25 protein-coding genes are annotated in these 25,126 nt (G+C 68.2%); 8 read left to right on the forward strand and 17 right to left on the reverse strand.

Translation table 11 applies throughout. The features are described from left to right. Positions 1-121: 121 nt before the first annotated feature. Positions 122-1,729 carry a chaperonin GroEL gene (gene groL / locus QH276_RS01590; RefSeq protein WP_280402587.1) on the reverse strand — a complete coding sequence of 536 codons (1,608 nt, stop codon included), beginning with the start codon at positions 1,727-1,729 and terminating at the stop codon, positions 122-124. A 105-nt stretch (positions 1,730-1,834) separates the two neighbouring features. Beyond that, entirely contained in the window at positions 1,835-2,137 is a 303-nt protein-coding gene (gene groES, locus QH276_RS01595; protein WP_030522227.1) for a co-chaperone GroES, read from the reverse strand. Positions 2,138-2,639: 502 nt separating this feature from the next. Between groES and QH276_RS01600 the strand changes: the two genes are divergently transcribed. Next, the gene (locus QH276_RS01600; protein WP_280402588.1) at positions 2,640-4,208 is read left to right on the forward strand and encodes an Hsp70 family protein; all 1,569 of its coding nucleotides are present in this window, start codon (positions 2,640-2,642) and stop codon (positions 4,206-4,208) included. Positions 4,209-4,622: 414 nt separating this feature from the next. Here QH276_RS01600 and tsaD read toward each other — a convergent pair whose 3' ends face one another. From tsaD to alr, 6 genes are read right to left on the reverse strand one after another with little or no spacing between them, the layout of a single operon-like run. Further along, a complete protein-coding gene (tsaD, locus tag QH276_RS01605; protein WP_280402589.1) occupies positions 4,623-5,660 on the reverse strand; it encodes a tRNA (adenosine(37)-N6)-threonylcarbamoyltransferase complex transferase subunit TsaD in 1,038 nt (345 codons plus the stop codon). Then, a complete protein-coding gene (rimI, locus tag QH276_RS01610) occupies positions 5,657-6,169 on the reverse strand; it encodes a ribosomal protein S18-alanine N-acetyltransferase (protein ID WP_280402590.1) in 513 nt (170 codons plus the stop codon). Before rimI ends, tsaD begins: the two co-directional genes overlap by 4 nt. 2 nt (positions 6,170-6,171) lie before the next feature. Further along, positions 6,172-6,879 carry a tRNA (adenosine(37)-N6)-threonylcarbamoyltransferase complex dimerization subunit type 1 TsaB gene (tsaB, locus tag QH276_RS01615; RefSeq protein ID WP_280402591.1) on the reverse strand — a complete coding sequence of 236 codons (708 nt, stop codon included), beginning with the start codon at positions 6,877-6,879 and terminating at the stop codon, positions 6,172-6,174. 51 nt (positions 6,880-6,930) lie between these two features. After that, positions 6,931-7,404 (reverse strand): tRNA (adenosine(37)-N6)-threonylcarbamoyltransferase complex ATPase subunit type 1 TsaE, encoded by a 474-nt coding sequence (gene tsaE / locus QH276_RS01620; RefSeq protein WP_280402611.1) that lies wholly within the window; start codon positions 7,402-7,404, stop codon positions 6,931-6,933. Positions 7,405-7,447: 43 nt separating this feature from the next. Beyond that, a complete protein-coding gene (locus QH276_RS01625; protein WP_280402612.1) occupies positions 7,448-8,467 on the reverse strand; it encodes an alpha/beta fold hydrolase in 1,020 nt (339 codons plus the stop codon). 56 nt (positions 8,468-8,523) lie between these two features. Beyond that, positions 8,524-9,672, reverse strand: a complete 1,149-nt coding sequence (gene alr / locus QH276_RS01630) for an alanine racemase (protein WP_280402592.1) — start codon at positions 9,670-9,672, stop codon at positions 8,524-8,526. Between the two features lie 176 nt (positions 9,673-9,848). On the opposite strand from alr, the gene QH276_RS01635 reads away from it, so the two are divergent. Next, a complete protein-coding gene (locus QH276_RS01635; RefSeq protein ID WP_280402593.1) occupies positions 9,849-10,415 on the forward strand; it encodes a DUF2165 domain-containing protein in 567 nt (188 codons plus the stop codon). Between the two features lie 52 nt (positions 10,416-10,467). Here QH276_RS01635 and QH276_RS01640 read toward each other — a convergent pair whose 3' ends face one another. Then, on the reverse strand, positions 10,468-11,919 hold the full coding sequence (locus QH276_RS01640) for an NAD(P)H-hydrate dehydratase (RefSeq protein WP_280402613.1): 1,452 nt from the start codon (positions 11,917-11,919) through the stop codon (positions 10,468-10,470). Between the two features lie 63 nt (positions 11,920-11,982). Here QH276_RS01640 and QH276_RS01645 point away from each other — a divergent pair, with 63 nt between their 5' ends. Then, positions 11,983-12,393, forward strand: a complete 411-nt coding sequence (locus tag QH276_RS01645; protein ID WP_280402594.1) for a cupredoxin domain-containing protein — start codon at positions 11,983-11,985, stop codon at positions 12,391-12,393. A gap of 109 nt (positions 12,394-12,502) precedes the next feature. Here the strand turns inward: QH276_RS01645 and glmS are convergent, their stop codons facing one another. Then, positions 12,503-14,386, reverse strand: a complete 1,884-nt coding sequence (glmS, locus tag QH276_RS01650; RefSeq protein ID WP_280402595.1) for a glutamine--fructose-6-phosphate transaminase (isomerizing) — start codon at positions 14,384-14,386, stop codon at positions 12,503-12,505. Between the two features lie 36 nt (positions 14,387-14,422). On the opposite strand from glmS, the gene QH276_RS01655 reads away from it, so the two are divergent. From QH276_RS01655 to QH276_RS01670, 4 genes are all read left to right on the forward strand, one after another. Further along, the gene (locus QH276_RS01655) at positions 14,423-15,307 is read left to right on the forward strand and encodes a hypothetical protein (protein ID WP_280402596.1); all 885 of its coding nucleotides are present in this window, start codon (positions 14,423-14,425) and stop codon (positions 15,305-15,307) included. A gap of 244 nt (positions 15,308-15,551) precedes the next feature. Continuing rightward, positions 15,552-16,778: a cytochrome P450 gene (locus tag QH276_RS01660; protein WP_280402597.1), complete on the forward strand. Its 1,227-nt coding sequence runs from the start codon at positions 15,552-15,554 to the stop codon at positions 16,776-16,778. A 95-nt stretch (positions 16,779-16,873) separates the two neighbouring features. Continuing rightward, on the forward strand, positions 16,874-18,058 hold the full coding sequence (locus QH276_RS01665; RefSeq protein ID WP_280402598.1) for an NAD(P)/FAD-dependent oxidoreductase: 1,185 nt from the start codon (positions 16,874-16,876) through the stop codon (positions 18,056-18,058). Positions 18,059-18,122: 64 nt separating this feature from the next. Further along, complete coding sequence (locus QH276_RS01670) at positions 18,123-18,614, forward strand: hypothetical protein (protein ID WP_280406570.1); 492 nt, start codon at positions 18,123-18,125, stop codon at positions 18,612-18,614. On the opposite strand, the gene QH276_RS01675 is transcribed toward QH276_RS01670, so the two are convergent. From QH276_RS01675 to QH276_RS01690, 4 genes are all read right to left on the reverse strand, one after another. Continuing rightward, positions 18,587-18,979, reverse strand: coding sequence for a hypothetical protein (locus QH276_RS01675; RefSeq protein WP_280402600.1), 393 nt, complete (start codon positions 18,977-18,979; stop codon positions 18,587-18,589). The genes QH276_RS01670 and QH276_RS01675 overlap by 28 nt on opposite strands. Positions 18,980-19,044: 65 nt before the next feature. Continuing rightward, complete coding sequence (locus tag QH276_RS01680; RefSeq protein ID WP_280402601.1) at positions 19,045-20,694, reverse strand: hypothetical protein; 1,650 nt, start codon at positions 20,692-20,694, stop codon at positions 19,045-19,047. A gap of 36 nt (positions 20,695-20,730) precedes the next feature. Continuing rightward, positions 20,731-21,048, reverse strand: coding sequence for a hypothetical protein (locus tag QH276_RS01685; RefSeq protein ID WP_280402602.1), 318 nt, complete (start codon positions 21,046-21,048; stop codon positions 20,731-20,733). A gap of 468 nt (positions 21,049-21,516) precedes the next feature. Further along, positions 21,517-21,708 (reverse strand): PspC domain-containing protein, encoded by a 192-nt coding sequence (locus QH276_RS01690; RefSeq protein WP_280402603.1) that lies wholly within the window; start codon positions 21,706-21,708, stop codon positions 21,517-21,519. A gap of 393 nt (positions 21,709-22,101) precedes the next feature. Between QH276_RS01690 and QH276_RS01695 the strand changes: the two genes are divergently transcribed. Next, positions 22,102-22,575: a hypothetical protein gene (locus QH276_RS01695; RefSeq protein WP_280402604.1), complete on the forward strand. Its 474-nt coding sequence runs from the start codon at positions 22,102-22,104 to the stop codon at positions 22,573-22,575. A 1-nt stretch (position 22,576) separates the two neighbouring features. On the opposite strand, the gene glmM is transcribed toward QH276_RS01695, so the two are convergent. The 3 genes from glmM to rplM all read right to left on the reverse strand — a co-directional run bounded on the left by glmM (position 22,577) and on the right by rplM (position 25,107). After that, the gene (gene glmM / locus QH276_RS01700) at positions 22,577-23,959 is read right to left on the reverse strand and encodes a phosphoglucosamine mutase (protein WP_280402605.1); all 1,383 of its coding nucleotides are present in this window, start codon (positions 23,957-23,959) and stop codon (positions 22,577-22,579) included. Between the two features lie 195 nt (positions 23,960-24,154). Next, a complete protein-coding gene (gene rpsI, locus QH276_RS01705) occupies positions 24,155-24,667 on the reverse strand; it encodes a 30S ribosomal protein S9 (protein ID WP_280421602.1) in 513 nt (170 codons plus the stop codon). Beyond that, on the reverse strand, positions 24,664-25,107 hold the full coding sequence (gene rplM / locus QH276_RS01710) for a 50S ribosomal protein L13 (protein WP_280402606.1): 444 nt from the start codon (positions 25,105-25,107) through the stop codon (positions 24,664-24,666). The genes rpsI and rplM overlap by 4 nt, the downstream gene beginning before the upstream one ends. Positions 25,108-25,126 lie beyond the last annotated feature (19 nt).

A 25,126-nucleotide genomic window follows, 5' to 3' on the forward strand; every position in this document is an offset into this window, starting at 1 on the left:
CCGCCGGTTCGGCGCGGGGGGCCCCATCGGACACCGGGCCTTAAACATCCCGGGTATATGGTCACGGCCCCGTTCTCTGTGTCCCTACCGGTGCCGGCCGGACGCCGGCCGGTGGATCGGATCAGTGGGCGTGCCCGTGCCCGTGATCGTCTTCCTCGTCGGCCGGCTTGTCCACCACGGCACTTTCGGTGGTGAGCACCATCCGCGCCACCGAAGCGGCGTTGATCACGGCCGAGCGGGTGACCTTGACCGGGTCCACGACGCCGTCGGTGAGCAGGTCGCCGTAGGCGAGGGTGGCGGCGTTGAAGCCTTCCTTGCCCTCCCCGACCTTGCTCACCACGACCGAACCGTCGACGCCGGCGTTGGAGGCGATCCAGAACAGCGGCGCCTTCAGCGCGCCCCGCAGCACCTCGGCGCCGACGGCCTCGTCACCGGAGAGGCCGGCGATCAAGCTGTCGAGCTTGGTGCCCGCCTGCACGAGAGCGGTGCCGCCGCCGGGCACGATGCCCTCCTCGACCGCGGCCTTGGCCGCGCTGACCGCGTCCTCGACCCGGTACTTGCGCTCCTTGAGCGCGGTTTCGGTGGCCGCGCCGACCCGGATCACCGCGACACCGCCGGCCAGTTTGGCCAGCCGCTCCTCGAGCTTCTCCCGATCCCAATCCGAATCGGTGGCCTCGATCTCGCGGCGCAGCTGGGCGCTGCGGGCGGCGATATCGTCCTGGGTGCCCGCACCGTCGACGATCGTGGTGGTGTCCTTGGTGACGACCACCCGGCGCGCCGAACCCAGTACCTCGAGGCCCGCCTCGCGCAGGTTGATGCCGAGATCGGGGTTGACCACGGTGCCCGCGGTGACGACGGCCAGATCGTCGAGGAACGCCTTGCGGCGATCACCGAAGAACGGCGCCTTGACCGCGACGGCCTTGAGGGTCTTACGGATCGAGTTCACGACCAGGGTGGACAGCGCTTCACCCTCGACGTCCTCGGCGATGATCAGGACCGGCTTACCGGATTCGGCGATCTTCTCCAGCAGCGGCAGCAGATCCGGCAGCGAGCTGATCTTCTCGCGGTGCAGCAGGATCTGCGCGTCCTCCAGCACAGCCTCCTGGCTGTCCGGATCGGTGATGAAGTAGGGCGAGAGGTAGCCCTTGTCGAACTGCACGCCCTCGGTGACGACCAGTTCGGTCTGCATCGTGGACGACTCTTCGACGGTGACCACGCCGTCCTTGCCGACCGTGGTCAGCGCTTTGCCGACCATCTCGCCGATTTCCTCGTCGCGCGAGGAAACGGTGGCGACCTGGGCGATGGCCTTCTCGCCGTTGACGGGGGTGGCCGCGGCCAGCAGGGCCTCGGATACCGCGTCGGCGGCCTTGGCCAGGCCCGCGCCGATGGCGATCGGGTTGGCACCGGCCGCGATGTTCTTCAGACCGCCGCGCACCATGGCCTGGGCGAGCACGGTGGCGGTGGTGGTGCCGTCGCCGGCCACATCGTTGGTCTTGGTGGCGACGCTCTTGACCAGCTGGGCGCCGAGATTCTCGAACGGATCCTCGAGATCGATATCACGCGCGATGGTGACACCGTCGTTGGTGACGGTGGGGCCGCCGAACGATTTGGCCAGCACCACATGCCGGCCGCGCGGGCCGAGAGTGACCTTCACCGCATCGGCGAGCTTGTCGACACCGCGCTCCAGTGCCCGGCGAGCCTGCTCGTCGAACTGGATCTGCTTTGCCATATGTCTTCGCTCCTGTATCTGGTGCGCTTCGAGTTGTGTGGCACAACGCACTCCGCCCCGGGCCAGAGGTCGACACCGGGGCGGAACGCATGCGCGGCAGTCGGATTACTTGCCGACGACAGCCAGCACGTCGCGCGCGGACAGGATCAGGTATTCCTCACCCTGGTACTTGATCTCGGTACCGCCGTACTTGCTGTAGATGACGGTGTCGCCCTCCTGGACATCCAGCGGGATGCGCTTCTCACCTTCGTCGTCCCACCGGCCGGGGCCGACGGCGACAACGGTGCCTTCCTGCGGCTTCTCCTTGGCCGTATCGGGGATGACCAGGCCGGAGGCGGTCGTCGTCTCGGCCTCGTTGGCCTGGACGAGGATCTTGTCCTCGAGCGGCTTGATGTTCACGCTCGCCACGTTGAGCCCTCCACTTTCAGGGGATAACGGTCGTCCGGAACTGTTGTCCCGGACCATCGATTCGGTCACGATGCTGACCCTGCGCAAAGCCCCGTCGTCGCGGGTGCCGGGACCGCCTGCTCAGTAGTCAAGCCTGGCACCGGGCAACAATCGGTGCCAGCTAGCACTCTATACATGAGAGTGCCAGCGCTCAAGGGCGGGCGGTGCCAACGCGCCGGGTTGCCGCCGAAATGATCTTGTTGTCACCAACACGCCATCGAAACGAGGCCGCTGGTCGCCGGGTTGAGACCCCAAAAAGCCGGGTAGCCCAAGAGAAACAGGGCTTCCCAATGATTCTCCGACTCTGTAACGTTCCCATAACAGATCGTGGCACCATGTGTGATGGTTGTTCGCGGAACCACCGCTCCCCGCAGACGGCGGTGGTTTCGCGAACAGCCTCGGCCCATGTCCGGACCGGCCGGCGCGAACGACGAGGTTCCGCTCGAAGGGAGGTGAAGAGAATATGCGTACGTCGCTCGGCATCTCCGCCGGGAACGAAGTGGTGTGCTCCGCACTGGTCACCACCGCGACCAACGGGGCGCGGAAATTCGACTACCGGGTCGTCTCCGCCGACGCCCATTCCGACCTCGGCGATCTCGTCGCGTCGTCGATCGAGCTGATGACAACCCAGCTTCCCGCGACCCATCCGCCCGAAGCCGTTTTCGGCCCGCATGTTCCCGCTCCCCAGACCTCCGGTCTCGATATCGTCGCCGAACGCCCCCCGGCCGGGGTCGCGGTGGCCTACCGCGGCAAGGAACAGGCGCAGGCCATCCGGATGGCCACCGGTAAGCACCGGGAGCCGCGGCTGGTCCCCGAAACCACCGCGGCACTGACCTTCCTGCGCGATACCGGACTGGTCGACCGTTACGGCACGGTGGCGGTGATCGATCTGGGCGCCTCCGGCTGCACCGTCTCGGTGGCCGACCCGGCCGACGATACGGTGCTGCATTCCGCGCGCAGCACCACGATCAGCGGGCGCGCGATCGACGAGCTGCTCTACCGGCATCTGGTCGACCAGCACTACGCCCGCCGCGGCACCCGGCCCAATCGCAGCGTGCTGGTGAACCGGGCGCGGACCGCCAAGGAACATCTGTCGGTCACCCAGGCCGTCACCATCGACCACATCGCCGGGCGGCCACTCAAACTCACCCGCGCCGATTTCGAACTGCTCACCGCCGGGCTGCTGCGGGAACTCGCCCGCTTCACCACGATGACCTTCGGCCTGGCCGACCGTGCCCCGGAAGCGGTGGTGGTGATCGGCGGCGGCGCGAATATCCCGGCCGTCCTGGAAACCCTGCGCAGCGAACTCGACCTGCCCGTGCTCACCGTCCCGGATCCGGACGCCGTGATCGCCAAAGGCGCCGCGCTGCTGGCCGATACCGCCGGAGCCGGCGCGCCGATCGGTGCGCTCACGCCCGACAAATCGGGGAACACCCTGCTGAAGGCTTTCGGCACGGTCGCCGGCGCCATCGTGGTGGTCGGGCTGATCGTCGGGTACGGCATGAACACCGGCCAGACCAGCTCCGACGAAGAGGTTTCGCCCGCGGGCACCACCAGCAGTGCCCAGATGCCGCCCACGACCACCGCGGCCGCCCCCACGACTCCCGAGGCGCCGATCACCACCCAGGGTGATCCGCAGCCGATCGAGGAGCCGGACAGCGGCGCCTACACACCGACCTACGAGCCGACCTACGAAGCGCCCGTACCGACCGAGCCGAGTACCGGTGCGGTGCCGTCCACGAGCGGTGAGCCCTCCTCGCCGTCCACCGGACCCACCACGCCCGGCTCGCACTCCACCACGCCGTCCCAGCCGACGCTGCGCCCGGATCCGAATCTGCCGCCGATCCCGTTCCCGGAAGGGCTGGGTCCGGGAGCGCTCGCACCCCCGCCGCCCACTCCGGAACAGCCGTCGGATTCCCCTTCCACCTCGGACGTCCCCAACGACAACGGCACTCAGAGCACCGAGACCACCCTCCAGGTCACGCCGCCGCCACCCGTTCCCGGGCTGCCGGGCACCGGGTCCTCGGGTTAGCACCCTGCCCGCCACCGGAGCCCGCGATACCCGCGCCCGGGCCGGGCAGCTGGTCACCCAGGACTCCGATACGGCGCCAGGGCTCCGTTACCGCCACCCGAGCCCCCGCTCTCGGCACAGCCACGCACGTCCGGCAAGCCACCCAGCCACTCGACAGCGGTCCGTGCTGTCCTCCATGTTGCGGTGCAACTGCCGTGTCTCCCGGCCGCCGGCGACCGCTATCGATGTGGGCGCGCCGCAGCGGGTGGGCAGGGCCCGGTCGCAGCAGACGGACCAGCCGTGCCGGCCGTTGAAGACCGGCACCTCAACGGCACCCGGAACTCGGGCGGCCGTACCGGGTCCGGTGGCTGCGCCGGAACCCGGTGGCGGTGCGGAGACCCGCGGGCGATATACCACGGCGAACCCCGCAGCCGCTCAGCTCACCTGGCTGACCGATACCGGCAGGCCCGGATCACTGGCCACCGACAGCGGCGACGGCTCGGCGCCGCCGCCGATCACATGCGCGCCCAGGGCGGCGATCATCACGCCGTTATCGGTGCACAGCCGCGGCTTCGGGATACGCAACGTCAAACCCGCTGCGGCGCATCGTTCTTCGGCCAGCGACCGGATTCGGGTGTTCGCGGTGGCGCCGCCGCCCAGCACCAGGGTATCCACCCCGACATCTTGCGCCGCACGCACCGCTTTCCTGGTCAGCACATCCGCGACCGCCTCTTGGAACGAGGCCGCGATATCGGGGATCGGCAACTCGTCGACGCCCTGCCGGTGCAGGCCCTCCACATGGCGGGCCACCGCGGTTTTCAGGCCGGAGAAGGAGAAGTCGTAGCGGGGATCGCGCGGGCCGGTCATACCGCGCGGGAAGGCGATCGCCGACGGATCGCCGGTGGCCGCGGCAGCATCCAGTGCCGGCCCGCCCGGGTAACCCAGGCCCAGTAGCCGCGCCACCTTGTCGAACGCTTCGCCCGCGGCATCGTCGACGGTGCTACCCAGCTCGACCAGCGGTTGCGCCAGGTCGGTGACGTGCAGCAGATGGGTATGCCCACCGGATACCAGCAGGGCCACACAGGGTGGCATCGGCCCGTGCTCGAGCGTGTCCACAGCGACGTGGCCACCGAGATGGTTCAGCGCGTAGAACGGGATATCCCAGGCCGCCGCATAGGCTTTCGCGGCCGCCACACCCACCAGCAGGGCACCGGCCAAACCCGGCCCGATGGTGACCGCCAGGGCGTCGGGCGCGACGATCCCCGCGGCCGACAACGCCCGCCGCATGGCCGGCACGATCGCTTCGAGATGGGCGCGGGAGGCGATCTCGGGAACCACCCCGCCGAAGCGGGCGTGTTCGGCGACACTCGAGGCGACTTCGTCGGCGAGGAGTTCACAACTACCGTCGGGGTGACGGCGCACGATCCCGACCCCGGTTTCGTCGCAGGAACTCTCGATTCCCATGACGATCACGACAGCACCTCGTCCGGAGTACGCGGGAGCACACCCGCCGGAACGTCTTCCAGGGCGGGCCGGCGCATGGTGTACGCGTCGGCGCCGCTGGGGTGGTAGTAGTTCTTGCGCAGGCCGATGATGTGGAAACCGTGTTTGGCGTAGAGGGCGATCGCCGCCGCGTTATCGGTGCGTACCTCCAGGAACACCGGCCCGCCGCGGCGCCCGGCCTCGGCGAGCAGCGCCTCCAGCAGCACGGTGCCGATACCGGCACGGTGGCAGGCCGGATCGACCCCGATGGTGTGCACCTCGGCTTCCGGGTGTTCGGCGTCACCGAGCAGCGCGATACCCGCGTAGCCGACCATCTTCCCGGACTCGTCGCGGGCGGTGATGTAGCGGTTGTAGCCGGCGGCCAGCTCCGAATGGAAGGCCACCGCCTGCCACGGATCGTCCTCGGGGAACAGCAATTGTTCCAGTTCCACACAGCCCGCGATATCGGCCGGCTCCATGGGTTGGATACGAATCGACATCGTCACGCTCCCATCCGGTCGAGGGTGCGGTAGCTGCGTTCGACCGCGTCCGGGCGACGCAGATACAGGGGAACCAGCGGCTCGGGTGCCGCGCCCGACAGCAGCGCGGCCGCCGCCACCCGTACCAGCCCCGCCGGTGACGGTGTCTGCACGGGCAGTGCGGGCAGCTCGAAGAGGGCGGTATGGGCGGCGGAACCCGCGATCCGGGTGGCTCCGGCCGGATCCAGCTCGGCCGGCTTGCCGACCTCGGGTCCGGAGATCCGCCGGGCCCCCTGTTGGCGGTACCGCGCGGAGTACACCTCACGCCGCCGGGCATCCGTCACGACCAGCAATTCGTCGCCGGGACCGAGTTCCTCGGCGCAGTCGGCGGCGAGGGCGTCCAGACTGCATACCCCGTGCACCGGGATGCCCAGCGCGTCACCGAACGCGGCCGCGGTGGCCATCCCTACCCGCAGACCGGTGAACGGACCCGGGCCGATACCGGTGACCACCGCCGCGATATCCGTCCGGGCGACCCCGGCCTCGGCGATACATTCCAGGATCTGCGGGGTGAGCGCCTCGGCGTGGGCGCGGGCATCGACGAGCGTCCGGACGGCGAGGGTCCGCGGGCGGGCGGTGTCCGGGCTGTTCGCACCGGCCGCCGCCTGCTCCAGCTCGACCAGTCCCGCCGTGACGGCAGGCGTCGCGGTGTCGACAGCAAGTGCAAGCATGATCTGGTCCACGATACCGGGTGACGGGCCGCACACGGCCGTGGCGCACGGCTACTCGCCGGGGCCGGTGGCCACCCACTCCCAAGTCGCCGTGCGCACTTCGGATTCCGGTTCGCGCGACATCCGCACCAGGAGATGCCGGCCGGTCAGCCGTTCGACCACCCCGCTGCCCCACTCCACCACCACGACCGCGTCGTCGAGTTCGGTGTCCAGGTCCAGTGCGTCGAGTTCGTCGAGGCTGCCGCCGAGCCGGTAGGCATCCACATGCACCAGCGCGACCGGCGGACCGTCCGCGCGTGGGCCCGGGGGATGCCGGCGGGCGATGATGAAGGTGGGCGAACTGACCCGGCCGCCGACCCCCAAGCCGGCGGCGATACCGCGGGTCAGCGCGGTTTTCCCGGCGCCCAGCGGCCCGTCCAGCACCACCAGATCACCCGCGCGCAGTCCGGCCGCCAGTTCGCGGCCGAGTGTCTCGGTATCGGCGACGGTGGGCAACTCGCGGGCGCCGCGCTCCGGGTGCCGGATGCCGCCGTGCTCGGGGTTCCCCGCGCCGCCGCGGCCACTGTGCTCAGCCACCGCTGGCCTCGTACCGATCGTCTTCGCCGACCACACCGGCGCGCACCAGCAACCGATCGAGTGCGGCATTGGTTTCCTCGGGGTACTGCAGTTGCGGCATATGCGCGCACTCCGGCAGCCGGACGAGTTCGCAATCGGCCAATTCCCGGGCCAGCGTCCGGGAATTGCGGAACGGGATCACCAGATCCCGGCTGCCGCCCAGCGCCAGCACCGGAATATCGCGCAGCACCGGCAGAGCCGCGGCCTCGTCGTGTATCTCGATGGCCTTCAGGAACTTCACCACGGTTTCCACGGGTGTCCGGTCGATCATCATGGTGGTGAACCGGGACAGCGTCGGGCTCACCGAACCGTGGAACGAGCTCACGTGCAGGATCGGCGTGATGATCTGCCGCGCGGTGACCCGCCCGGCCTGCACCAGCGCGGGCGCGGCGTGCACGGCCAGCCGGAAACCGTCGATCGCGGGGTTGCGCAGCAACTGCCCGATTCCGGCGGAGGTCACCTCCGCGGCGGCGGTGGACAGCAGCGCCACCGCCCGCACCCGCTGCGCGAACAGATCGCCGGCATGCGCGGCGGCGGCCAGTACCGCCATCCCGCCGAGCGAATGCCCGACCAGGATCAGCGGGCCGCGCGGCGCCTTGGCATCGATCACCGTGAGCAGATCGCGGCCGAGCTGGGTGACCGTACAGCTGTCGGTATCCGGGGTGCCCGACCGCCCGTGCCCGCGCAGATCGAACAGCACCATCCGCAGCCGGGAACCCCAGCGTTGGGCGAGGTGGCGGCGCTGGAAGTGGAAGGACTCCATGCTGTTACAGAAACCGTGCACGAAAACCACGGTCACCTCGGCATCGCCGGTGCCCCATTCCCGGGTGGCCAGGCAGACGCCGTCGTCGGCGATCACCTCACCGGCCCGGTCGAGGTCGATCAGCGCGAAATTCTCGTCCCGGTACTCGTCGCGCACCGGCGGCCACAGCACTTTCGCACCGGCCCGGCGCAGCGCGTGCGCACCGGCCATGACGGCCACCACACCGGCCGTGGCCAAGCCCCCGCGCAGCAGGGTCGTTCGTGGTCTCACCGCTCCCCTCCCCGATAGCCGCGGTGCACCCGCCCGCGCGGCGCGCACACCACTTCGTAGTGAATGGTGCCGAGCAGATCCGCCCAGTCCTGGGCGCGCGGTTCACCATGGGTTCCGGGCCCGAACAAGATCGCGATATCGCCCTCCGCGACCCCCTCGCTGTTGTCGCCCAGATCCACCACCAGCTGGTCCATGCACACCCGGCCGCGGTTCGGACGCCGCCGGCCACCGACCCACACCTCCATCCGGCCGCCCAGCGGGCGGAACACCCCGTCGGCGTAACCGGCCGGGATCAGCGCCACGGTCGTATCGGCCGGTGCGATCCATTCGTGGCCGTAGGAGACACCTTCGCCCGCGGCCACCCGTTTGACCAGCGCCACCTCGGCCTGGAAGGTCATGGCGGGACGGAGGCCGAATTCGCCGATCTCCGGCACCGGGGTGAGCCCGTAGACGGCGATCCCCGGGCGGACCATATCGAATGCGAGGTCCGGCCTGGTCAGGGTCGCGGCGGAATTCGCCAGGTGCACCAGTTCCGGTTCGAGGCCGTATTCCTTGGCGGTGGCGATGGCCTCCAGGAAGCGATCGCGCTGCCGGTCGATCACCGGGTTGTACGGTTCGTCGGCGTGGGCGAGGTGGGAGAAGATCGCCCGGAACCGCACGACCTGCTCGTCGACCAGTTTCCGCAGCGCGGCGAGTACCACGGGATAGCTGTCCGGATCGACGCCGTTGCGGTTGAGGCCGGTATCGACCTTCAGCGTGACGATGGCGCGCCGGCCCAGCCTCCGCGCGGCCGCGGCGACCGCCTGCAGTTGCTCCGGCGAGGAGACCCCGATCTCGATATCGGCGGCGACGGCCGCGGCGTAATCGGCGTCGCGCACATTGAGCCAGCACAGAATGGGTGCCTCGATCCCGGCGGCGCGCAATGCCACCGCTTCGTCGACCGTGGTGACCCCGAGTTCCGCGGCGCCCGCCGCCAGTGCGGCCCGCGCGACCTCGACCGCCCCGTGGTTGTAGCCGTCGGCCTTCACCACCACCATCACCGCGGCATCGCCGGCGTGTGCCCGCAGAACGCCCACGTTGTGTGCGATGGCATCCAGATCGACGATCGTCTCCACTTGCCCATTCACACCTGTCGATACTGCCATCTCCCGGAATGGTGCGGGACGGGCGACCCGCACCCGGGTGGCGAACGGTTCGGCGGGGAGTTCGCCCACCCGTTCCGGCCCGGCCCCGTTCGGCCACTCACCCCTGGTGGCCCGTATCCAGCGGCAACGGCGCGGCCGGTCGTATATTGACCCCCTCCGGACACGAGGTAGGGCATATGAAGCGAAGCGGCACAGCCATTCTCGACGTTGTGGGCAGCCGGCATGCGGCGGTGGCAACGTTGGCACTGATCACGGGGGTCTACTACCTTTTGGTCGCGTTCACCAACTGCGTGGACACCGAGACGAACCGGAACGCGGTGGCCGCGGTGCTGTCGATGGAGTCGACGATCCACAGCCCCGGAACGGACTGGCGCCCGATCACGAACGGCAGCGTCGCCCTGGTCGCCTACATCCTCATCGTGATCTGGGAATTCCTGATCGCGTTCGTGCTGCTCGCCGCCTCCGTCGCGTGGGTGCGCGCGCTGGCCGGCGGCGCGGGGCGCCGCGGCGCCGAGCTGGCGGCCAAACTGTCCGGCCTCGGCTGGACGATGGCGATTCTGCTGTTCGGAGGTGGGTTCCTCACGATCGCGGGCGAGTGGTTCCGGATGTGGGCCAACGAGGACGTCAACGCGACCTCGGCGGCATTGCAGAACGTCCTGATCGCCGCGGTCGGGCTGATCCTGGTCCATCTTCCGGAGCCGGCCGCACGACGGGACACCGAGGACGTACCGGACCAGGCGTAACGAGCGGAAAGTGCGGTGTCCGGCAGACCCGCCGCCAAGCCCCTCGGGCGGCTCAGCCGGACAGGGCTCGAAGTGCCGCGATCGCCCGCGGCAGGTGACGGAGCAGCGGGGTCGCCGAAATGGGCGCCGAGCCCGGGGATGCCTCGTATGCCGCGAACTCGGCGGCCATGGCATGCGCCCGGGCCGCCGCGGCAGCGGCCCGGCCCGGCTCCCGGCCGGCGGCGAGTAGAGCGCCGATCACACCCGACAGCACATCACCGGCGCCCGCCGTGGCCGCCCAGGAGCCACCCGCCTCGTTGACGAGAACCGGCCGGCCCGGTTCGGCGACCAGGGTCGCACGGCCCTTCAGCAGAACGGTGACCTGCCACGATTCGGCGAGTTCCCGGACGGACGCGACCCGGTCCGGCCCGGGTTCGCGGCCGGTGAGCCTGGTGAACTCACCCGCATGCGGAGTAAGCACGGTGGCGGCCCGCCGGCCACGGACCAGTTCCGGCTCCTCCGCCAACAGAGTGAGACCGTCGGCGTCGATCACGACCGGCAGATCCGTGGCCAGGATCTCGGCGAGCCGGTCCCGCGCGGCGCGGCCGGTGCCGGAGCCGGGGCCGAACACCCAGGACTGCACCCGGCCGGTCGACGCGAGATCGGGCGTCGCGATCACTTCCGGATACCGGGCGAGAACGGCCGGCCCCGCGCTACCGGCGTACCGGACCATTCCGGACGTCGCGGCCACCGCGGCCCCGGTACAGAGCACCGCCGCACCCGGATAGGTATCACTGCCCGCGTGCACGCCGGTGACGCCCTGCGTGTACTTGTCGTCCGCGGGCCCGGGAACCGGCCAGTGCGCGCCTATCTCGGCGGGTTCGAGTGCCGCCAGGTGCGGGGCGGGCAAACGTAACCCGATGGGCACCGATTCGATTCGCCCGCACCACGGGGCTGCCAGCGCGTGCACCGGCTTCCGCGCACCGAAGGCGACCGTGACCGCCGCCCGCACCGCGGGGCCGTCGACCGCCCCGGTATCCGGGTCCACACCGCTGGGCAGGTCGGCCGCGACGATCGGGACATCCAGGGCCGCAACTATTCCGGCTGCCGCGGGGCGCAGCGGCCCGCGGCCGGAGATACCGACGATCCCGTCGACCACCAGGTCCGCACCAGCAAGTTCGCCGACGGCTGACGCGGGATCGGTACAGATCCGGCCGCCGGCCTTGCGCAGGGCGGCCAGCCCCGCCGGATGTGCCCGGCCCGGGTTCAGCAGCACCGCGGTCACCGCCACGCCGCGGCGGCGCAGCATCGACCCCGCCCACAGTGCGTCCCCGCCGTTGTCCCCCGACCCCACCAGCAGCCCGACCTTCCGGCCCGCGACTCCACCACTGCGGGAACGCAATTCGGCCGCCACCACCCCGGCCAAGCCGTAGGCCGCCCGGCGCATCGGTTCACCTGCCGGGACCCGGGTGAACAGTTCGGCCTCCGCCGCACGCACCTCGTCGGCCGTGTAATAGCCGGACAGCTCAGTCACCGGACACCTCCGCACTCGACGGGTCACAACGCCAGCAGACTACGCTTGGCGACCATGCCCAGACCTCACCGCGCCGCACTGGCCGCCGTCGGCGGACTCACCCTCGTGGCGGCCCTGCTGACCGGCTGCGGATCGGACGAACCGGCCGGTTCGGCCGGTTCGGCAACCGAGGCTTCGGGAACGCATTCGCAGCGGGCACCGGAGGCGACGGTCACGGTATTCGTCGAAGAGGATGCCTTCTCACCGGCCGATATCACCATCACGGCGGGCGATACCGTCTCCTGGCATTTCGACGGCGACCTACCGCACGGGGTGCAGGGCATCGGCGACAAGGCCATGGGCCTGAACAGCCCGCTGTTCGAGGTGGGCGATTGGAGCTACACCTTCACCGCCCCCGGCGAATACCGCTACCTGTGCCCGATCCACCCCGATATGCGTGGAACGATCACCGTCGAGGAAGCCTGAACCCCGGGGACCAGCACTCGGCGCGCCCCGCTCGACAGCCGTCACTTCTTCCCGGCTCACCGGAGACAGGCACCGACAGCCCACCCGGCCGAGCGGATTTGGTGTACGCCTACTCCACTGTGACCGATTTGGCGAGGTTGCGCGGTTTGTCTACGTCGTAGCCGCGGGCCTGCGCCACCTCGGCGGCGAAGATCTGCAACGGAACCGTCGACAGCAGTGGCTGATACAGGGTCGGCGCCGACGGGATCTCGATCAGATCGTCGGCGAACGGACGCACCAGATCGTCGCCCTCTTCGGCGATAACGATGGTGCGCGCGCCGCGGGCCTGGATCTCGCGGATATTGCTGAGCAGTTTCGCGTGCAGCACCCCGCGCCCCTTCGGCGACGGCATCACCACGATCACCGGCAGCCCGTCTTCGATCAGCGCGATCGGCCCGTGCTTCAGCTCACCCGCGGCGAAACCCTCCGCGTGCATGTACGCCAGCTCTTTGAGCTTGAGCGCACCCTCGAGCGCCACCGGGTAGCCGACATGCCGGCCGAGGAACAGGATGGTCCGTTCCTGCGCCAGCTGCCGGGCGATCGCCCGCACCTGCGGTGCCGTTTCCAGCACCCGGTCCACCAGCTTCGGCATGGCCTCCAGTTCGGCGAACTCGCGGGCGACCTCGTCGGGGTACTTGGTGCCGCGCGCCTGCGCCAGCGCCAGCCCGACCAGCAGGTTCGCCGTCACCTGGGCGAGGAATGCCTTGGTGGAGGCCACCCCGATCTCCGGCCCGGCCCGGGTGTAGAGCACCGCGTCGGCTTCGCGGGGGATCTGCGCGCCGTTGGTATTACAGACCGCCAGCACTCGCGCCTTCTGGCTCTTCGCGTGCCGGACGGCTTCCAGCGTGTCGGCCGTCTCACCCGACTGCGAGACCGCGACCACCAGGGTCGAACGGTCCAGGACGGGGTCGCGGTAGCGGAATTCGCTGGCCAGTTCCACTTCCACGGGCAGCCGGGTCCAGTGCTCGATCGCGTACTTGGCGACCAGGCCCGAGTGGTAGGCGCTGCCGCAGGCCACCACGAAGACCTTCTCCACATCGCGCAGTTCCTGGTCGGAGAGGCGCTGCTCGTCCAGCACGATCCGCCCGGCCCGGCTGGGGCTGTGGTCGAAGTGACCGATGAGCGTATCGGCGACCGCGCCGGGCTGCTCCTCGATCTCCTTCAGCATGAAGTAGTCGTGGCCGCCCTTCTCGGCGGCCGCCAGATCCCAGTCGATGGTGAACGGCCGGGAATGCGCCGCGTCGGTGGAACCGTGGAAATCGGTGACCCGGTACCCGGCGGCGGTGATCACCACCGCCTGCCCCTCACCGAGTTCGACAGCTTCGCGGGTGTGCTCGATGAACGCGGTGACGTCGGAGGCGATGAACATCTCGTTCTCGCCCACGCCCACCACCAGCGGGGTCGAATGCCGGGCCGCCACGACCGTGCCCGGATGGTCGGCATGGGTGAAGACCACCGTGAACGCGCCCTCGAGCCGCCGCAGCACCGCCAGCACACTGGCCTCGAAATCGCCCGCGGTCGGCCCCTCGGCGTAGGCCCGCGCCACCAGGTGCACGGCGACCTCGGTATCGGTCTCGCTGCGCAGCTCGACCCCCGCGTCCTCGAGCTCGCGCCGCAGTTCGACGAAGTTCTCGATGATGCCGTTGTGCACCACCGCGACCTTGCCGCTCACATCCTGATGCGGATGGGCGTTGCGGTCGGTCGGCGCGCCGTGGGTCGCCCAGCGGGTATGCCCCATCCCCGTGGTACCGGCGAACACGCCCGGCCTCGCGGCGTCCAGCGCCTCTTCCAGGTTGCTCAGCCGCCCGGCGCGCCGCTCGACGGCGACATGCCCGGCGCCGTCGAGAATCGCCACGCCCGCGGAGTCGTAACCTCGGTACTCCATGCGACGCAAGGCAGCGACGACGACGCCCAACGCGTCCCGGTACCCGACGTACCCCACGATTCCGCACATGGCTCCCCAGAGTACTTATCGGCTAACGTTCACGTCGTGTCGGCGTCTGTGAAATCACTTCTGAGCACTCTGACCAGCCGTGGCCCGCACCGCGTGTTGCGCGGCAACCTGGCGATCGCGGGGCAGCCCGGCGTGGTGTACACGCCGGAGACCGGCCGCGACCTACCCGCCGTCGCGTTCGGCCACGGCTGGCTCAACGGCGCCGGCAGCTACGGCACGCTGCTGGAACACCTCGCCTCCTGGGGCATCGTCTCCGCCGCCCCCGATACCGAACGCGGTCCGCTGGCCTCCCATCTGAACCTGGCCACCGATCTGCTCACGACGCTCGATATCTGCACCGGCGTCCGCCTCGGCGACGGCACGATCACCGTGCACCCCGAACGCCTGGCCCTCGCCGGCCACGGCATGGGCGCCGGTGCCGCCGTCCTGGCCGCCGCCCAGCGTCGAGTGGCCGCGGTCACTCCCCTGTTCCCGGCCCCCACCGCGCCGGCCGCGGAATCGGTGGCCCCGGATATCGACACGCCCGCCCTCATCCTGGCCGGCGTATCCGATATCGATTCCCTCGCCTCCAACGCCGTCCCCCTGGCGGCCGCCTGGTCGGGCCCGATCGTCCTGCGCACCCTCGAAGGCGCCGGCCGCAACGGTCTCGCCGAGGGCCGCCGCCTGCTCGCCGCCCTCGGCGGCGGCAGACACGAACCGAAAACGGCCCGCGCTGTCCGCGCCCTCCTCACCGGCTACCTCCTGCACACCCTCCTGGGTGACAAGACCTACGCCGCCTTCGCCGACCCGGATACCTCGATCCGCCACACCCACGTCATCGACCCGGCCGCCGCCCTGCAGGACCAGGAGGAAAGCCGCAAGGCCGCCGCCACCCCCGACCCGGCGGCCGTGGGCAAACTGGTCCGCACACTACGCAAGTAAGGGCGTCGACCGGAATCGTGCCCCGCCGGCGAGCGGACACCCCTTCCGGACGATTCATGATCGACACGAAACAGCTTGCCTACGAGCGTTTTCCATGATCACCCGGCTCCTACCGGGGCGCCGCGGATAGTCTGTGTTCGTCCGCGCGGGCGGGCACACTCGGCCGGCTGTATGGAGTTCGTTCGTGCTCGGATCGCAACCACGAGAAGAATCGCCTCCCCCCGGCGAAAGCCGCGTACGGGCCATGCGCGCCCCGACGGGTCACGACGGCCCGCGTATCCCGCTCTACAACCCGGAATACGCCGCCGAGCCGCACAAACTGTACGAGCATATGCGGAGCCTGCATCCTTCACTGGTTCCGGTCGAGTTGGTGCCGGGAGTTCCGGCAACCTTGGTGATCGGCTATCACACCGCGGTAAGCATCCTCAACGATCCCGAACGCTTCCCCTCCGACCCACGGAACTGGGAGACCGGGATCCCCGCGGACTGCCCGGTGCGGCCGATGATGCAGTACCGGCCGAACGCCCGGCACAGCGACGGCTTCGAACACACCAGGCACCGCTCCGCCAATATCGCGGCCCTCACCGGGATCGATCTGAACGCCCTGCACCGGGAGATCGAACGAGTCGCCGGGTCCTTGATCAATTCGTTCTGCGAACACGGGCAGGCCGAGCTGATCGGCCAGTACATCCGCCCGCTCGCCTTCGCTGCCCTGAGTGCGGTACTCGGCTGCCCGGCCGACCTCGCCCGGCAGGCTGTCGCCGGCTTCGACGCCATATTCAACGGTGTCGACCCCGCCGATGCCGCCATCGGCTACATGCAGGCTGCCGATGCCATGCTGGAACTGAGCCGCCGCAAGCGCGCGCAACCCGGCGACGATGTGACCTCACACCTGATCCGGCATCGCAGCGGCTTCACCGACGAAGAGATGGTGCACCAGTTGACCACACTCTTCGGCGCCGGGGCCGAGCCGCAAATGAATCTGATCGCCAATACGCTGCGCCTGATCCTCACCGATGAGCGCTTCGCCGCCGGGATGCTCGACGGCCGGCTCTCCACCCGGGATGCCGTGGACGAGGTCTTGTTCACCGATCCGCCGGTGGCCAACTATTGCGCGACCTATCCGCGTCAGCCCGTACTGATCGACGGCTACTGGATTCCCCCGCATCAACCGGTCCTCATCGGTATCACCGCCTGCAACACCGACCCGAGGGTCACTAGTGGGGATATCCGGCACAACAGTTCACACCTGGCCTGGGGCGCGGGGCCGCACAGCTGTCCGGCACGGTCGGTAGCCGGGGTGGTCGTGCAGGACGCCATCGACCAATTGCTCGACGCTCTCCCCGATATCACCCTGGCGATACCACCCGCCGAACTCGAATGGCGGCCCGGACCGTTCCACCGTGCCCTCAAATCCCTCCCGGTGACCTTCCCGCCATCTCCGCCCCTGTACATCGGCGGCAGCGGGTAGGCAGTCGCCGCCGGGCGTGAGTCACATCACATCATGTCAGGGTTTTCCGACCAGCGCTGTCTTGTATTCGAACCCCTCGAAGCAAAGGAGACACCGTGAACGAGAACATCGATGTGGTGGTGATCGGCGGCGGATATGCCGGAGTCATGGCGGCCAATCGCCTCACCCAGCGCGACGACGTGACGGTGACCGTGATCAATCCGCGGCAGGTCTTCGTCCCCCGACTGCGCCTGCACCAGCTGGTGGGCGGAACTCACGATGCGGTCGTCGACTATCAGGATGTCCTGGCCGCGGACATCAGGCTGGTCGTCGACAGTGTGACGCGGATCGATGCGGCCGAGCGCAGGGTGATACTGGCCGGCGGCGATACGGTCGGCTACGACTACCTGATCTACGCGGTGGGCAGCTCCGGCGCCGTATCGCGGGTGCCGGGCGCGGCCGAATTCGCTTATCCGGTGGCGACACTCGAGGCCGCGCAGCGGCTGCGGTCGGTACTGTTCGACACCCCCACGACGGCACCGGTGACGGTGATCGGCGGCGGTCCGACAGGTATGGAAACCGCCGCCGAACTGGCCGAGCAGGGACGCGCGGTCACCTTGGTCTGCGGCAGCGTCCTCGGCCCCTACCTGCACCCGAAGGCCCGGCGCACGGCCCGCAAGTACTTCGCCCGGCTGGGCGCGACCGTGCTCGAAGGTCCGACGGCCACGGCGGTGACCGCGAACGCCGTCGAACTCAGCGACGGCCGGACCCTCGCGAGCGAGGTCACGATCTGGACGGCCGGCTTCGAGGTGCCCGACTTGGCCGCCCGCAGCGGCCTGACCACCGACGCCACCGGCCGCCTGCTCACCGACGAAACACTGACCAGCATCGACGACGACCGCATCGTCGCGGCAGGCGATGCGTCGGCCCCCTCCGACCTGCCGTTCCGGATGAGCGCCTACACCGCCTACGGTCTGGGAGCCCACGCCGCCGATACCCTGCTGCACCGCATCGCCGGCGAACAACCCACCCCGATCGATCTCGCCTTCCCCGCCATGTGCCTCAGCTTCGGCCGGAAAGCCGGCATCTACCAGCTCGGCCACAAGAACGAAACCGCCCGGCCGCTGTACTTCAGCGGTTTCGCCGGCAAGAAGCTCAAGGAATTCGCCTGCGAGGCCGGTATCAAACATATGGCGACCGAAGCCCGTAAGCCCGGCTCCCACCACTGGTTCAAAGACGGCAAATACCGCCCCCAACTCCTGCAGTCCCAGCGCGACACCGCAAAGGCACCGACCGTTTAGGACACCGGCCGGCACCTACTCCTCGCAGCCGATCGCACCTCGCGAGTCGACCTGCTCGAGTACGGTGACCGGCATGCCCCCACCGGAGGTCGAACGACCCGACCTGCCCGAATATCTCGCCTGGGAGGACCTCGAGCGCCTTCCCGAAGAGCTCGCCGCCCACATCGAGCTCTGGGAAGGTCGCGTGGTCCGGGCGCGCCGGGAGCCGTTCGAGCATCAGCAATACACCGGCACCTTCTGGTCCGCGCTACGCCGAAACGCCCGCGACGATATGGCCCGCCGCACCGTACACCGCTGGCAAGTGGGCATGGAGACGAATATTTTCCTGAAGCCCCAGGGCAAGTCGGATTTCGTCACCCCCCATTTCGTGATTCTCCGCTGCCTCGAATCCGAATATCAGGATGTCCGGGCGACCGATGTCCTACTCGCAGGGAAGTGCCGCGGACGTTATCGCTGCCGACGGACCGATCGAATTCCCACCGCCGCGCAGGGTTTGGCAACCCAACCCTCGCACCACGTGGTGGCGCTTCAGACAAGCCAGCTCTTGCGCCGGTAGTACTCGGCCTCGTCGTCACCGTCGTCGTCGATCGGGGTGACGACGGTTCCCAATCGACGAGCCGCGGCCGAACGAGCGATCGCTTCCCGTTGGTCGTACACGTCACCGGCAACCGGCCGATTCGATTCCACCGGTGCCGAACGCTCGGCCCCGAACACCGTGATCTGCTCTTCGGGGTTGCGTGCCGCCTTTTGCGTTTCTTTCTCGGCCTGCTCGGCGAGCTGTCGCATATTATCGGCAGTCTGCTCGGTCAGCGCCCGGATTTCCGCAGCCGTCCGCTGGTTTGCCGCGCGCAGCTCACTGAGCCGGTCCGAACTTCGTCGATAAACTTCTTCGGCGATCTCGTCGACGTCCCGAAAAACCATGGTTCCGATCCTCCTCGAGCGGTGTTAGGTCACGATGACGGTTGGGGCGACCGGGCCCGGCCGGGTCACAGCGGGCCGGCCTCGGCCAATTGAGCACCGGTATCCACCGGAGGAGGTGGCGGCGAAGGCGGTGCGGAGGCGCTCTCCTCGTCGTCTTCGATCAGCGGATCGTCAGCGGGCGGCGGATCTTCCTCCTCGACTGGAGCAGGATAGTCCTGCGGCTGGTGTTCACCGTCTTCCCCGTTCGTCCCCTTGGGGACGCCAGGAGTACCTGGCGGTGTACCTGCGCCGGCAGGGTTTTCGGTATCGGGCCCGGGCTCACCGGGTGGCGCTTCGGGGACCAGCGTAGGCTTGCCATCCGCGCCGATCTCTATCTTGTATTTCTCCGGTTCGCCGTCCGCACCGCTCACCACCAGTCTCAGTTGGCCGTCGGGTCCCATTTCGAGCTTGTATTCCTTGCCATTCAGCTCGATACCCTTTTCCTGGCCTTCTTCATCGGTTTCGGCCGGGTCGTCCGGTATTCCGTCGCCGTTAGCGTCCTCGTCCGGCTTCCCGTCGCCGTCGAGGTCCACGGCCTGCTCCGCCTGCTCCCGTAACTGTTCCAGGGTGCTCGTAATCTGCTCGCCCGCCGATGTCACCAACTGGTTCAGCCCTGACGCCAGCTGGCTGCCGAGGCCCGAGGAGGCGAGCTGGGTACCCAACTCCGTCAAGGCCGACAGCGGGTTGTCGCCACTGGGCGTGGTGGGACTTCCGGGGGTACTGGGATTGGTACCGGTCGGTGTCCCCGAAGGTGTGCCGGACGGTGTCCCCGAAGGTGTGCCGGACGGAGTTCCCGAAGGAGTCCCGGATGGCGTGCCGGACGGGGCCCCCGCTGGCGTCTGCGGCGTACCCGGTGTCTGCTGCGCTGGCGGGCAGGGATACGCCTCGTCCTTCAAGTTTGCGAACAGACCGATGAGAGTGTTGTACTCATCCCGCACTCCGTTATTTACATCCGTGCAGGTGTCGACAAAGTGCTTTTCCTTTAGCTCGTAGGCTGCCGTAAACTTGGTCAACCAGTTCCGACAGTGGTTTTCAAGCCAATCATTATTTCCTCCATCAAGACCGAGCGGCATACTCAGAAGAGAGTTACGCTCAAGGAATGGTAAATCCGTGAATATATTCTGAAGTTTGCCCAGAAGATCACCATCAGCACTCGTGCTCCACCCAATCCCCCGGGCGCCGCTAATGATGCTGTCCACATCTTCCGGCGATCTTCCATCGAAGGAAACCCGGTTCGAAACTTCGAGTATTTCATCGAGCATTTCTGCTTTGGGTAGGATAGTTTTCCGGAGTGCTTCCGGTAGTTTTGCCACCTGGTCGTGAATTTTTTGTACTGCCTCGATATCGCTACCGGCCAATTCCAGCTGTTTCCCGATCATGTACGCGGCATTCGCAGCGCTTTCTCCAGACCATATGGACGGCAGCTTCTGGGCTTCGGTGTTCAACGTGCCGTGTTGAGCCCTGGTCGTAACCAGGACGCCGGACAGCACCCCCGCCAGAGTCCTGAAACGCTCCTCGTCCAGTCCGTTCTGGGCGTAGTACAACCCGTGCAGCTCGCCGTAACTCTTGATCGTCGCCGACTCACCGACCCACCGCTTGTAGCGGCTCGCGAAGTGCTCGAAAAACCTCAGGGCTTGCGATCCGTGATCCAGAATCTGTTTGACGCTCCAGGCCACGGTCGGAACTTCGAAACCGTTTTCCCCCGCCATATATCAGCTCGCCGCCTTTTGGGTCTCATTCGAGTTCTGGACATCAACCTCGGAAATTGTGACGACATCCTGGCCGATCGCATCACCTGTGCGCCTCGTAGCCTCGGACCATTCGTTCAGCCATGCCTCCACTTCCCGGAGGCCACTCGCGATCTTTCCCCCCTCGTCGGCATGGCCGGCGCCTACGTGGGCCTTATCGACGATGCTCTCGACAACCTTCTGTGCGTGTTCCTTGATAGCTCCGGCACTGCTTCGGAAATTATGGCCGGTCACCGCCAGCGCGTCGGCGTCCATGCCGACCGGCTGATCACCCGTACTCATGGGTCTCCCCTCCGTCCTGCCCGCCCCCTCCCGGGAGGTCCCCGATCGGCCCTGCGGCGCTCTGCTGCTACTGATTCGACGCGCCCGCCCGGGTTCCGGTTCCCTCCCAGCCCACGGACGTTCGATACGTACTTACTCCCCCACGGTCCCCTTGTCCGTCCGACGCCATAGGGGCATCGGTCCTCCTGAGTTCCATATATCGGCAGTAGTACAGGTTTTCGCCCATCTTTCCATCCCCCGCGGCCGGGCGCAGCCCCCGGATCCCCGAACACACCCACGAACGCTGCGGCACGGAACTGCCCTATTCCGTACGGCGCAACCACTGCCGGCGCGGAAACTCGAGCACGATCCGGTACACCGCCTCCGTGGTCGAGACAGGACAGCCCTGGAAACAGCGCAGCCCCGCTCCCATGCGGGAACGGGGCTCGGGGGCGGCTCCCTGGGGAGCCGGACGTTACCGGTGCGCCGTCAGTGTTTCGGCATCATCAGCCACAGCACCAGGTAGATGACGAACTGGGGGCCGGGGATGAGGCAGGAGAGGACGAAGAGCAGACGGACGATTCCGGGGCTCCAGCCGAAGTATTGGGCGATACCGCCGCAGACTCCGCCGATCCACTTATCGGTGGTGGAGCGGGTGAAGCGGCGTGTGGGGGCGGTCATGGCCGGTCCTTTCGATAACGGGGACTACGACTCCACTGTCCGCGCCGCGGGACGGGTGTGCATCGGTAGCGATACCGATCCACACCCTGAGATCCGGACGGCCCGGCTCAGGGTCGAACCCCGAAACGGTTGTTCGGACGGGCCTCGCTTCCCTGTCACCACCCGGCGATGAGCACAGCACCCGAAAATGCCTCGCCCGTAGCGGCCGAGCACGAATCTCGGGTCGACGACCGGAACACATCGGCAAAGACATGCTTTCCCACGTCGAGATATCCCGAAGCTCGCCCGGCCGAACACAGAGCCCGGCGGGTGCGCCGCGGTGCCCGATCATCCGCGCGTGGAGGATGGGTGGAACTTTGCACGGCAACAGTTCACGCACGGATCAGGAGTGGGATGCAGAACACCATCGGCCGAGTCGCCGCCGCGCCGGACACGTTATCGGCGCAGCTCGGCCCGGATACCCTGTTCACGCTGGTGATCACCGGTCTCATCTTCCTGGCGGCGTTGGTACTCGGCGCCTGGAAATACCACGGCATCCGTACCTCGCCGGACGGCGCGGCGCACGTCTATGTCGATATAGCGCACCGCGCCGCGTTGATGTACGCCTTCGCGGGGCTGCTGCTGGCCGTATTCACCGAACTGAGCGGGTGGCCGGCACCGGTGGACCTGGCGGCCGCCGCGATCGTTCTCGCATTCTTCGTCGGGGCGATCGCGACCTATGCATGGCACGGATACCGCCGCGATACTGTCAACCAGTTTCGCGGCGATATCGGCATTCAGCTCAGGCTCACCATGATCGCGCTCGTGGTGGGCGAGATCGGTGGATTTCTGGTGTTGTTCAGCGGCTTCCTCTGGACGCTGCGCTGAGCTATACCGCCGCGACCAGTTTCGCGAGATCACCGGCCAGCTGCTCCGCCCGGTCGTGATCGGTGGCTTCCACCATCACCCGGACCAGTTGTTCGGTTCCGCTGGGACGCAGCAGGATTCGGCCGGTATCACCCAGTTGCCCCTCCGCGGCGCGGACCGCTTCCCGGATCCCGGGATCGGCCGTGACCGCGGCCTTATCGGTGACCGGCACGTTCACCAGCACCTGCGGCACTTTCTGCACGACACTCGCCAGCTCCGCCAGTGGTTTTCCGGTCGCGGCCATCCGGGCCATCAGTTGCAGGCCGGTCAGGATTCCGTCGCCCGTGGTGCCGAAACGCGGGAATACGACGTGACCGGACTGTTCACCACCGAGGCTGAATCCGCCGGCGCGGAGTTCTTCCAGCACATAGCGGTCACCGACGCCGGTGGTGCGCACGGTGATCCCGGCCTCGCGCATCGCGATATGCAGGCCCAGGTTGCTCATCACGGTGGCGACGAGGGTGTTGTCGGTGAGGGTGCCGGCTTCGTGCATGCCGAGGGCGAGGATCGCCATGATCGCGTCGCCGTCGACGACGTTGCCGGCAGCATCCACCGCCAAGCAGCGGTCGGCGTCGCCGTCGTGGGCCAGGCCCAGGTCGGCGCCGTGTTCGCGGACCGCACGCTGCACCTGTTCGATATGGGTCGAGCCCACACCGTCGTTGATATTGAGCCCGTCGGGTTCGGCATTGATCGCGACGACCCGCGCGCCGGCTTCCCGGTAGGCGGCGGGACCGACTTCCGATGCGGCGCCGTGGGCGCAGTCCACGACGACGGTCAGACCGTTCAGGTCCCGGCCGGTTACCTCGACAAGATGCTCGATATAGCGCTCATGGGTGCCTTCGAGACTGAACTCGGGCAGATCGAAGCCCGGATGCCGCGACCCCGGCGCCGCGAGCACCCGCCCGATATCGGCACCGGTCGGCCGGGCGAAATCGCCGGCCGCCGCTTTCGCCTCGATCCGGTCCTCGACGGCGTCGTCGAGTTTGTGGCCGCCCGCGGCGAAGATCTTGATCCCGTTGTCCGGCATGGGATTGTGCGAAGCGGAGATCATCACGCCGAGGCTGGCGTCGTAGAGCGCGGTGAGGTAGGCGACGGCCGGTGTCGGGAGCACCCCCACCGGTAACACGTCCATCCCGGCCGCGGTGAGGCCCGCGGTGACGGCGGCTTCCAGCATCTCGCCGCTGGCGCGCGGATCCCGGCCCACCACCGCGACCTTGCGGCGGCCCGACCGGACCTCGGTTCCCAGAACATATGCCGCTGCCCCCGCGATGCGCAGCGCCAGTTCCGGGCTCAGCGAATCATTGGCCAGCCCGCGTACTCCGTCGGTGCCGAACAAACGTCCCATACCTTGCCCCTCGTCAGTGAGTCCACAGCGCGCGACGACCCCTGCCGGAAACGCCATCGAGACGGCCGGCCGACGAGCACCGCGGTAGATATAGCACGAGAGCAGGCGGCCAGACTCCGGCTGGCTGCCTGCTCTCGGAACCGGCACCGGCCTGTCCGCCCACATATCGTGAGCGGACGACCGGCAGCGGTGATATCAGCGCTTCGAGTACTGCGGCGCTTTACGGGCCTTCTTGAGGCCGTACTTCTTGCGCTCGGTGGCACGCGGGTCACGGGTGAGGAACCCGGCACGCTTGAGCGCGGGACGGTCGTCGGCGTTGGCCACGGTCAGCGCGCGGGCGATGGCCAGGCGCAGCGCACCCGCCTGCCCGGAGGGGCCGCCGCCGTGCAGACGCGCGAACACATCGAACGATTCCAGGCGCTCGACGGTGACCAGCGGGGACTTCACCAGCTGCTGGTGCACCTTGTTCGGGAAGTAGTCCTCGATCGAGCGGCCGTTCAGCACGAAGTTGCCGGTACCCGGCACCAGACGCACCCGGACCACGGCCTCTTTACGGCGGCCGACGGTCTGGACGGGACGGTCCAGCGGGGCCGCGAACTCGACGAATTCGGTATCGTCGTCGTAGACGACACCCTCGTCCAGCACCTCGGCGGCGGCGTCCTCGACGACCGCTTCGTCGTATTCGGTGTATTCCTCGGGAGCGGTCACTGGGCCACCTGCTTGATCTCGAACGGAACGGGCTGCTGGGCGGCGTGCGGGTGGTTCGGTCCCGCGTACACCTTCAGCTTGCCGGCGATGGCGTTGCCGAGCTTGTTCTTGGGGATCATGCCCTTCACGGCCTTCTCCACCAGGCGGTCGGGGCGGGTATCCAGCACCTCACCGACAGTGCGGGACTTGAGGCCGCCGGGATGCCCGGAGTGGTGGTAGATGCGCTTGCCGTCGCGCTTGTTGCCGCTGACGGCAACCTTGTCGGCGTTGATGATGATGACGAAATCGCCACCATCGACATGCGGAGCGTAGGTCGGCTTGTGCTTGCCACGCAGCAGATTCGCTGCCTGAACGGCAAGACGGCCGAGCACTACGTCAGTGGCGTCGATGACGTACCACTGCCGGGTCACGTCACCCGCCTTCGGGCTGTACGTAGGCACAGTGCTTCCCTGTCTGTCG

This window comes from Nocardia carnea (assembly GCF_029869215.1).
Taxonomy (GTDB): domain Bacteria; phylum Actinomycetota; class Actinomycetes; order Mycobacteriales; family Mycobacteriaceae; genus Nocardia; species Nocardia carnea_B.

Bases quoted from the DNA above. Each gene is read 5' to 3' on its own strand.
- QH276_RS01645 (WP_280402594.1), top strand. From the start codon at position 11,983: ATGCCCAGACCTCACCGCGCCGCACTGGCCGCCGTCGGCGGACTCACC.
- alr (WP_280402592.1), bottom strand. From the start codon at position 9,672: ATGGCAGTATCGACAGGTGTGAATGGGCAAGTGGAGACGATCGTCGAT.
- rimI (WP_280402590.1), bottom strand. From the start codon at position 6,169: ATGTCGATTCGTATCCAACCCATGGAGCCGGCCGATATCGCGGGCTGT.
- tsaB (WP_280402591.1), bottom strand. From the start codon at position 6,879: ATGCTTGCACTTGCTGTCGACACCGCGACGCCTGCCGTCACGGCGGGA.
- glmM (WP_280402605.1), bottom strand. From the start codon at position 23,959: ATGGGACGTTTGTTCGGCACCGACGGAGTACGCGGGCTGGCCAATGAT.
- QH276_RS01675 (WP_280402600.1), bottom strand. From the start codon at position 18,979: ATGGTTTTTCGGGACGTCGACGAGATCGCCGAAGAAGTTTATCGACGA.
- QH276_RS01695 (WP_280402604.1), top strand. From the start codon at position 22,102: ATGCAGAACACCATCGGCCGAGTCGCCGCCGCGCCGGACACGTTATCG.
- QH276_RS01685 (WP_280402602.1), bottom strand. From the start codon at position 21,048: ATGAGTACGGGTGATCAGCCGGTCGGCATGGACGCCGACGCGCTGGCG.
- QH276_RS01635 (WP_280402593.1), top strand. From the start codon at position 9,849: ATGAAGCGAAGCGGCACAGCCATTCTCGACGTTGTGGGCAGCCGGCAT.
- QH276_RS01600 (WP_280402588.1), top strand. From the start codon at position 2,640: ATGCGTACGTCGCTCGGCATCTCCGCCGGGAACGAAGTGGTGTGCTCC.
- QH276_RS01660 (WP_280402597.1), top strand. From the start codon at position 15,552: ATGCGCGCCCCGACGGGTCACGACGGCCCGCGTATCCCGCTCTACAAC.
- groL (WP_280402587.1), bottom strand. From the start codon at position 1,729: ATGGCAAAGCAGATCCAGTTCGACGAGCAGGCTCGCCGGGCACTGGAG.
- QH276_RS01625 (WP_280402612.1), bottom strand. From the start codon at position 8,467: ATGGCCGGTGCGCACGCGCTGCGCCGGGCCGGTGCGAAAGTGCTGTGG.
- glmS (WP_280402595.1), bottom strand. From the start codon at position 14,386: ATGTGCGGAATCGTGGGGTACGTCGGGTACCGGGACGCGTTGGGCGTC.
- QH276_RS01690 (WP_280402603.1), bottom strand. From the start codon at position 21,708: ATGACCGCCCCCACACGCCGCTTCACCCGCTCCACCACCGATAAGTGG.